Raw genomic sequence first — 1,743 nt, 5'->3', positions numbered from 1 at the left:
CAGGATTTCACATATAGATTTAAATAGGAGTTTAAATGATTACATAACATGGGCTAGGCAGTTCCGTTTGAGGGCATGCGGGAATAGAAGGTGTTGGTCTATTTACAACATCTTCCTCAGAAAGATTTGCTGCACGCCTCTCTCCACAAGGTCCTTGGGATTCACTCTCCCAAATCTCAACGGGTCTAAGCCCTTACATTCCTTCGTCCYATCTTACCAAGGTGTGGAGTCCGATCAACGTTAACGGAACGGGTCTATGCCCTAAAGCGTAAAAATCTCGGTACTCCGTGCTTTCTTTGTGAAATCCTGCGAACGAGCTAATCTACGTATCTGRGTTGCGAATTTAGTAGTTAAGCTGCTAGTAGCGGCTGAGCCTTATCCGCGGAGAAAGTTTGTCCTTCTCGCACCATGGCTACAAGCATTCGAGCCAATTTCCCAATCAACTTCATCATGGATTGCATTTTTGTCATTCGTTTTACTTCAACATTGTGTGCATGCACGGCTTGGAATGCACGATTGTGAGATAAGAGGTGAAACACTGAGAAGTATAAATGCTTCCGTAGTAATGAGTTTCCTCGTTTGGTTAGCTTAATGTGCCCCTTATACTTACCAGAACTACGTTCCGCTAAGTTTAATCCAGCCTTTCGCAATAACTGATTTCCGTGAGACAGCTTACGCAAGTCCCCGCCAAATGCGAATATGGCAGCCATAGCGGGAACGGAAACACCGACGGATCGAACGAGATYAGAACAGGGGATCTCGGGCAATAGCTTTTTAATGATCTCGTCCGCTTCAGCAATGATGTGGCAGATTCGTTCAAATTCTTCGATGAGGTGCCTAAGCTCCCATTTGTCTTCATCAAGGRCAGTAGCGTCTCCAACGCTATGTCTAGCGAGTGTTTGGAGCTGGATAGCCTTGTTCCTGCCTCGCACACCGCCAGGTCTAGCCATGTAAATTCCCCAGGTTTGCACCATCTGCTCCGGAGTTAACTGCAATACGTCAGATGGGGCTGGGAAACGACGCAAAGTGGCTAATGAACGAGGACTAAAAATWTCTTCAAACGCTTTGCAGTATTCTGGAAAACGGATATCCAACCAGCGGTGGATTCTGTTCTTAATCCGTCCGGATTTAACCACCCAGTGCTCTCTGTTTGTGACAATAACCCGTAAGCGGCGGAAGGCTTCTTCCTTTGGAGAGAAGGGCGTATAAAACCCGCGGCTCACTGCATCGGCAATGACCAAAGCGTCCTTTGGGTCATTCTTAGATGGAGAGTTATCTCTGTTTTCCTTATTGCGTTTGGTCGTCATTGGATTAACAAGAACAACAGAAATCCCTTGATTCATCAACCAATGAGCGAGATTGAACCAGTAGTGACCGGTACTCTCCATTCCCACAATGACGTCGTTCAAGTTGTGCATGTTCTGTAATTTACGAATACTGCTTATTAAATGCTCAAAGCCCGCATGGTCGTTCGAAAACATAATGGGGCGATKGGTGAGGACAATACCTCGAAAGTTAATAGCTTGAGCAGCATGTTTCTCCTTGGCAATGTCGATGCCAATGACAAGCGTAGAAGTGGAAACACGTTCTACACGTTGATTTTGAGCTTTAGTTAGTCTAGACTTCATAATAACGCCTCCTAAGGTGAGTTCTGAGGGCTCCAACCCAGTACATACTCATCCTAGCGGGGCGTTCGTTTTACTGCAAATTGAATCTACTAACACCTACAGGAATGTTAACGGG

At 45.8% G+C, this 1,743-nt stretch carries 1 protein-coding gene; it reads right to left on the bottom strand.

Features of this window, described 5'->3' with window-relative positions:
- Positions 1-350: 350 nt before the first annotated feature.
- The gene (locus AC1DOV_RS34640) at positions 351-1,628 is read right to left on the bottom strand and encodes an IS110 family RNA-guided transposase (RefSeq protein WP_477552158.1); all 1,278 of its coding nucleotides are present in this window, start codon (positions 1,626-1,628) and stop codon (positions 351-353) included.
- Positions 1,629-1,743: the final 115 nt, after the last annotated feature.

The organism is Paenibacillus sp. 01T47 (genome assembly GCF_056398245.1).
The sequence above is the reverse complement of the archived record's forward strand: the minus strand, read 5'-3'. Positions and strand labels throughout refer to the sequence as shown.